General features: G+C 65.8%; 4 protein-coding genes. All 4 read right to left on the bottom strand.

The features are described 5' to 3' along the window. Window positions 1-122: 122 nt before the first annotated feature. Window positions 123-3149: a Tn3 family transposase gene (locus tag GGU46_RS21435; protein ID WP_183405554.1), complete on the bottom strand. Its 3027-nt coding sequence runs from the start codon at window positions 3147-3149 to the stop codon at window positions 123-125. A 138-nt stretch (window positions 3150-3287) separates the two neighbouring features. Then, a complete protein-coding gene (locus GGU46_RS21430; RefSeq protein WP_183405553.1) occupies window positions 3288-3650 on the bottom strand; it encodes a DUF3703 domain-containing protein in 363 nt (120 codons plus the stop codon). Window positions 3651-3676: 26 nt separating this feature from the next. Further along, complete coding sequence (locus tag GGU46_RS21425) at window positions 3677-5797, bottom strand: heavy metal translocating P-type ATPase (RefSeq protein WP_183405552.1); 2121 nt, start codon at window positions 5795-5797, stop codon at window positions 3677-3679. Between the two features lie 48 nt (window positions 5798-5845). Next, entirely contained in the window at window positions 5846-6460 is a 615-nt protein-coding gene (locus tag GGU46_RS21420) for a hypothetical protein (protein ID WP_183405551.1), read from the bottom strand. Window positions 6461-6464: the final 4 nt, after the last annotated feature.

Raw genomic sequence — 6464 nt, 5'->3', positions numbered from 1 at the left:
GCCAGGGCCAACGAGTAGGTGTCGTCGCGGATATACCAGACCTGCAACCAGGAGAGTTTGGCGTGGGTGCTGCCGGGGCAGGATTCGGCCATCTTGGGGTCGCACTAGAGTAGGAACAGAAACTATCGGTAGGCCGATTCGCTGAGCGACGCTTCCCACGTGGGTAAGGCACGCAGCGGCCGTAGTTGCCCCGCCGCAATGCTGTCGGGCAGCGTGAAATCGTAGCGGCCCAGCATGTTGATGTGTTCGTGCAGCAAGGGCGAGAGCCGGCCTACGTCCTCCGGGTTCAACTCGCCTTCCGTTTCCTGCCAGTGCTCCAGGGCCTGCTGCAGATACCGGGTGTTCCACAGCACTACGGCGTTCACCACCAGCCCCAGCGCCCCCAACTGGTCTTCCATGCCCTCGCGGTAGCGCTGCCGCAACTCGCCTTTCTTGCCGTGGAAGACGGCGCGGGCCAGCGCGTGGCGGCCCTCGCCGCGGTTGAGCTGCACCAGGATGCGCCGGCGGTACGCCTCGTCCTGCACATACGCTAGCAAATACAAGGTCTTTTCCACCCGGCCCAACTCGGCCACGGCCCGCCCCAGGCCCGAGAGCGAACCCGCCCGCTGCAAGGTGCGCATCACGGCCGCCGCTTTCACCCGGCCTAGTTTCAGTGAGCCCGCCAACCGCAGCATGTCCTCCCAGTGGTCGCGGATGAGCTGGGCGTTGACCACATGCCGGCCCAATTCGTTGAGCGGGCCGTAATCATCTTCTTTGCCGAGGCGCCAGAAGCGTTGGTCGGACAGGTCGGCTAGGCGGGGGCTAAAGCGGTAGCCCAACAAGGCGAACAGGCCAAACACCACGTCGCTGTAGCCGTGCGTGTCGGCCATAATTTCGCGCGGGTCCAAACTGGTTTGCTGCTCCAGCAGCCCGGCCAGAATAAACAGGGAGTCGCGCAACGTACCCGGAATGACGATGCCGTGGAAGCCGGTGAACTGGTCGCCCGTAAAGTTGTAGTAGGTCACGCCGCGCTGCGAACCATAGTATTTGCGGTTCCAGCCGGCGTGAATGGTGCGCACCGGCACCACGAAGCGCATCCCGTCGGCCGAGGCGACCTCCCCGCCGCCCCAGGCTTGGGCCAGGCGCAGCTGCGCCTGGCCGTCCACCAACCGGGCGTTGGCGGCGGTGAGCGTTTCCACCCGCACGTAGTTCTGCTGCACCCAGGACAAGCGGGGCAACGTCAGGGCCGGCACGTCGGCTCGCGCCACGGCTTTGAGGCCGATGTTGCAGGCCTGGGCCAGCAGCACGGCGCAGATGCTCAGCGGCAAGTCTACGGCGTTGGTTTGGCCGTCGGCAACATGCGTAAACGCCCGGGCAAAACCAGTGAAGGCATTCACTTCCAGCAGCAAGGCCGCTAGTTCGACTGGCGGCAACTGTTGAGCAAGTTGCGTCCGCAACTCCCGTAAGCTCTCGGGCTCTTCCTGCGCCGGCAGCGGGCTCACCACGACATACGGCTGGCCCTCGTGGTGCAGCACCTGCAACGCCGTGTTGCGGGGGAGGTCCTCGCCGACCTCCGCGTAGGCGGTCCGCAACTGCGCCTGGAGCCGCGCCAGTTCCAGGGCCGGGTCGAGCGAACGGTCCAGGGCCCGCGCCACGGATTCGCGCGCTGCCTCCCAGGCTTCGCCCCGCAGCAACTCCGCCTGTGGGTCGCCGTAGCGGTCACTGCGCCCCACAAATACTTCCCGGCGGCGCAGGGCCTGGTGCAGCCGGTCCAGCACACAGAGCGTGTACGCGGCGGGGTTCACCACGTCTTTGCTGGGAAATACCTGCCGCACCCAACTCTTGGGCACCAAGGGGCGGGGGGCGGCCACCCACTTCGGCCGGCCTCGTCCGCCGGCTTCCTGCTGGCGGAGAAAATGCCAGGCGTCGAGTAGGGGCTTCGCGGAAGGAGAGCCCTCGAAGGCAATACCAGCTAGCAAGGCTGGCAGAAAGCGGCGCACCGTGGCGTAGCTACCGCTCAGCGCTTGCAGCAGCGGGTCGTCTTCGCCGCTGGCCAGGGCTTGCACGGCGTCGGCTGCCGCCCGCAACGGGGCTTCGCCGACGCGGGCGAGTACCTGCTGCCGGATGCTGCCCTCCGGTACCGTTTCGTCCAGTAGAATACGCACGGCCTGCTGCAGGACGAGCGCGGCGTGGTCCAAATCTTTGAGCGAGCGCAGGCGCTCGCGCCGCCGTTTCGCTTCGCCCCGCAGGGCCAGGGAACTCATCAGCCCGTCGAACAGGTCAAGTATGTCGTCGGTAGCCGTGCGTTCCAGGGCTTGCGCAAAGACCAGCAGCGTCGCCAACCGGCGTTCTTCCCCCATGCGGCTCAGGGTTTGTCCCCAGGCTACCTGCGCGTGGCGGGCCAGCCGCCCCAGCCGGGCTTCGGGCAGGTCGTGGAGCGGGATATCGCCGACACCCAGGGCGCGCACCTGGTCTAGTCGCGCCAGCGCGGCTACCAGGGCCGGGCCGGAAACGCGGGTGGGCGCGGTGCGCAACGCTTCCAGCCGGGTAAGGCGCTGGCCAGGTGCTATCGCCAACAAATCCTCCAGCGCAGACTGTTGGGTCGGGTGCAACCGGCTGCGGAGCTGGCGGTAGAGGTGGCGCCCGGTGCGTTCGCGAACCCGCGCAATGAGGCGGGCCAGCACCGTCACGCCGGGCAGCACGACGCGCTGGGCCACCAGATGCGCAGTCGCCAAATCAAAGAGCACGCTGGGCCGCACGGTGCTGGTGAGGACCTGCGCGTAGAGCCAGCGCGTGAGGCGGAACGCCTGCCGGCCCTCGTAGGCCACAAAGCCCAGGTACGCCACAATGCGGGCCTGGTGGTCGGAGAGCGTATTCGGTCGGGTGTACCGCGCGGGCCACGCGTCATCGCTCACCCGAAGCTGCTGCGTCAGGGTGTGCACTACGACAGCCGGCACCTGCGTGGGGATGGGCAGAAACGTACCCAAAAACCGGAGCGTACACAGTTGCACGGCGCACCCGAGTTGGGTATATGCCCGGCGATAGTCGGCCAGAAAGAGCAGGTCCTGGGGGCTCAGGTAAAAGAAACGGTCCAGTTGCTCCGGGCTGGGGTCGGCATGGTAGCGCCCGTAACGGGCGGCTTGCTCGTCACTAAGAAACTCTACCGGCATAATCAGGGAAGCTGATGGTGGCAAAAATCCGCCCCGCTACTGGTGAGTAGGCAGACTTCAGCCCCTCGCAGAGGATGCGGGCACCGCGCAACGGGCGGCGAATACGTTGGAATTCAGGGAATGTTGAACTTAGTCGTTTCAGCAACGACCGTCTAGTAGGGCTTGCAAGTCGGCCGGGACGGGCAGGGGCTGCTCGGCGGGTACGTTGGCCCCGCCGGTGTTGCCAGTGGGGATGCGGCCGACGAGCGACAGGAAGAAGCCACCGATGATGCGCACGAGTTGGCCCAAGATTTCGCGCCCGTCGCGGGTACGCAGGCCGTGGCGCAGCATCAGCAGGTGCGTCTGGGTATGCGGTAGGGCCCACCGTTGCCCCAGTATATGCGCGCGCTCTAGGTGAGCAAAGGCCCTGGGCAGGTCCTGGCGGGTGGCAGCCGCGCGTGCAGCTTGCAACTCGGCGCGGTAGGGCACGCGCAAAGGAACAGGTAGTCGGAAGCGTAACATAGCACTACTGGCTAGTGGAATGTATATTAAAACTTTTGCCGCTGAATGCGCACCGCATTGAGAATCGCCAGCAGGGCCACCCCCACATCGGCAAATACGGCTTCCCACATGGTGGCCAGACCGCCGGCCCCGAGCACGAGCACGATGCCCTTCACGATGAAGGCCAGCCAGATGTTTTGCCACACCACTGAGTGCGTTGCACGGGCAATGCGCCGGGCCGTGGCAATCTTGCTCGGGTGGTCGGTCTGAATCACCACGTCGGCCGTTTCGATGGTGGCGTCGGAGCCGAGGCCGCCCATGGCAATGCCCACGTCGGCCAGGGCCACGACGGGCGCGTCGTTCACGCCGTCGCCCACGAAGGCCAGCTTGCGGCCCGCGTCCTTGTACTGCTGCACGTAGCGGGCTTTGTCTTCGGGCAGCAGTCCGCCGTGGGCCTCGTCAATGCCCAACTCCTTGGCCACGCGCTGGGTGATGCTGTCCTTGTCGCCGGAGAGCATGACGATTTTGGTAATGCCGTCGGCCCGCAGTTCCTGCACGGTCTGCAGGGCGTCGGCTTTCGGCGCGTCGGCCACGGTCAGGTAGCCAGCATACTTGCCATCAATGGCAGCCACCACGATGCTGTCGAATACCTGGTCTACTTCGGCCGGGTAGGCCACGTTGAATTTGGTGAGCAGCTTGGTGTTGCCCGCCAGCACGTCGCGGCCCTCGACCCGGCCGCGCAGGCCGTGGCCGCTGATTTCCTCTACGTTCTCTACGGGCACCCCGGCCACCGCCGCGCCGACGTGCAGCACCACGGCCTTGGCAATGGGATGGGTGGATTTAACTTCCAGCGCCCCAACCAGGCGCAGCATCTGGGCCGCGTCCATGCCGGCAGCCGGCTGCACCTGCTGCACGGCAAACACGCCCTGGGTGAGCGTACCGGTTTTGTCCATCACCACCGTGTCCAGCTCGCGCATTACGTCCAAGAAGTTGGAGCCTTTGAACAGGATGCCCGCTTTCGAGGCCGCGCCGATGCCGCCGAAGTAGCCCAACGGAATGCTGATGACCAGCGCGCAAGGGCAGGAAATTACCAGGAATACCAGGGCCCGGTAGAGCCAGGTGCGGAACACGTAGTCATCAACCACGAAGTAGGGCACCAGCACCAACAGAACGGCCAGCAGCACGACGATGGGCGTGTAGATTTTGGCGAACTTGGTGATGAACTGCTGGGTTTTGGCTTTGCGGCCCACCGCGTCCTGCACCATCGCCAGAATCTTGGCCAGCTTGGTATCCTGGTAGGTGGCCGTCACCAGCACCTGCACCAGGCTTTCCTGGTTTATCATGCCGGCCAGCACCACCTCGCCCGTTTGCTTGGTTTGCGGAGCCGACTCGCCGGTGAGGGCGGCCGTGTTGAACGAGGCCGGGCCTTTGGCCAGCGTTCCGTCGAGGGCCACTTTCTCGCCCGGCCGCACCTCAATCACGTCGCCCAACTGCACGGCTTTCGGGTCGAGCACCAGCGACTGCCCCCCGCGCACGACTGTTACCTCCGTCGCCTGAATTTCGAGCAGGGCCCGGATACTGCGCTTGGCACGGTTCACGGCCGCGTCCTGAAACAGCTCGCCCACGGTGTAGAACAGCATCACGGCCACGCCTTCGGGGTACTCGCCGATGGCAAAGGCCCCAATAGTGGCGATGCTCATGAGCAGAAACTCGTTGAACACGTTGCCCGAGGGAATGCTGACGACGGCCGCCCGCAGCACCTTCCACCCCACCAACAGAAAGGCCACGCCGTACCAAGCCAGGCGCACGTAGCCGGTGAAGAAGCCCACGTTGTAGTAATCCAGCGCGATGCCGCCCAGCAGCAGCGCCAAACTCACGCCGGGCCAGAGGTAGGGGTTCGCGCCCACGGGGCCGTGGTCGTGGTCGTCGCCGCTGGCGTGGTCGTGGCCGACGTGCTCGTCGGCGGCCTTGCCCGCCAGGTCCACCACCTTTTTACCGGCGGGGTGGTCGTGGCCGGCGTGGTCATGGCCGGGCACGTCGTGGCCTTCGGGCGCGGCGGCGGCTTCGGGTGTGAGTTGGTCGCGGTTAAGAGCGCCCACGTTTTCGAGCTTCACCTGCTTGGCGGTGTTCAGCTCTTCGTCGGTATTGGGGGAAGTAGGGTCAGGCATAGGAAAAAAAGTGTCAGGTTAGAGGATAAAGCGGCGGTCAGCCAGGAGCTACCAGTCCACGAAAAAGCCGGCCACGCCCACCAGCACTAGCACCGCACCGGTCAGCCGCCGCTCGTACCGGGCCAGCCCGTCGAAATTCAGGCGCTGCAGGCTGCGGTGAGCCAGCGCCACCAGCACGCACATGGCCGATACGGACGCCAGCAGGTACACGCTCATGAGCAGCGCCAGGGCGGCCGGGCCGTGGGTGCCGGCGGCCAGAAAAAAGGTTTGAATTTCCAGGCAAGGGGCCAGAAACATGGTGGCCGCCAGTCCCAGCACTATACGCCGGTGCGTGGTGCGGTGGCTGAGGGGCCGAGGGTCGGGGTGGGTGTGGCCGGGGCCGGAAAAGGCGTATGCCAGCCCAATAAGGATGAGCAGCAGCGGGGCCACCCAGCCAGCAAACTGCGCGAAGCGGGCCGAGAGCCGCCAGCCGAGCAGGCCCAAGGCCAGCCCAATACTCACGGTGCTTAGGACGTGGGCAAGCCCGGCCACCATCGTTACCCCCACCGCCCGCCGCAGGGGCCAGCCTTCGGCCCGCGCCACGGCCAGCACCGGGGCCCAGTGGTTAGGAATGGCGGCGTGCAGCAGACTGAGCACCAAAGCACCGGTGAGTAGTTCTAGCATGGAA

This window comes from Hymenobacter latericoloratus, assembly GCF_014199535.1.
GTDB lineage: Bacteria > Bacteroidota > Bacteroidia > Cytophagales > Hymenobacteraceae > Hymenobacter > Hymenobacter latericoloratus.
This window is presented reverse-complemented; position numbering and strand designations above follow the sequence as displayed.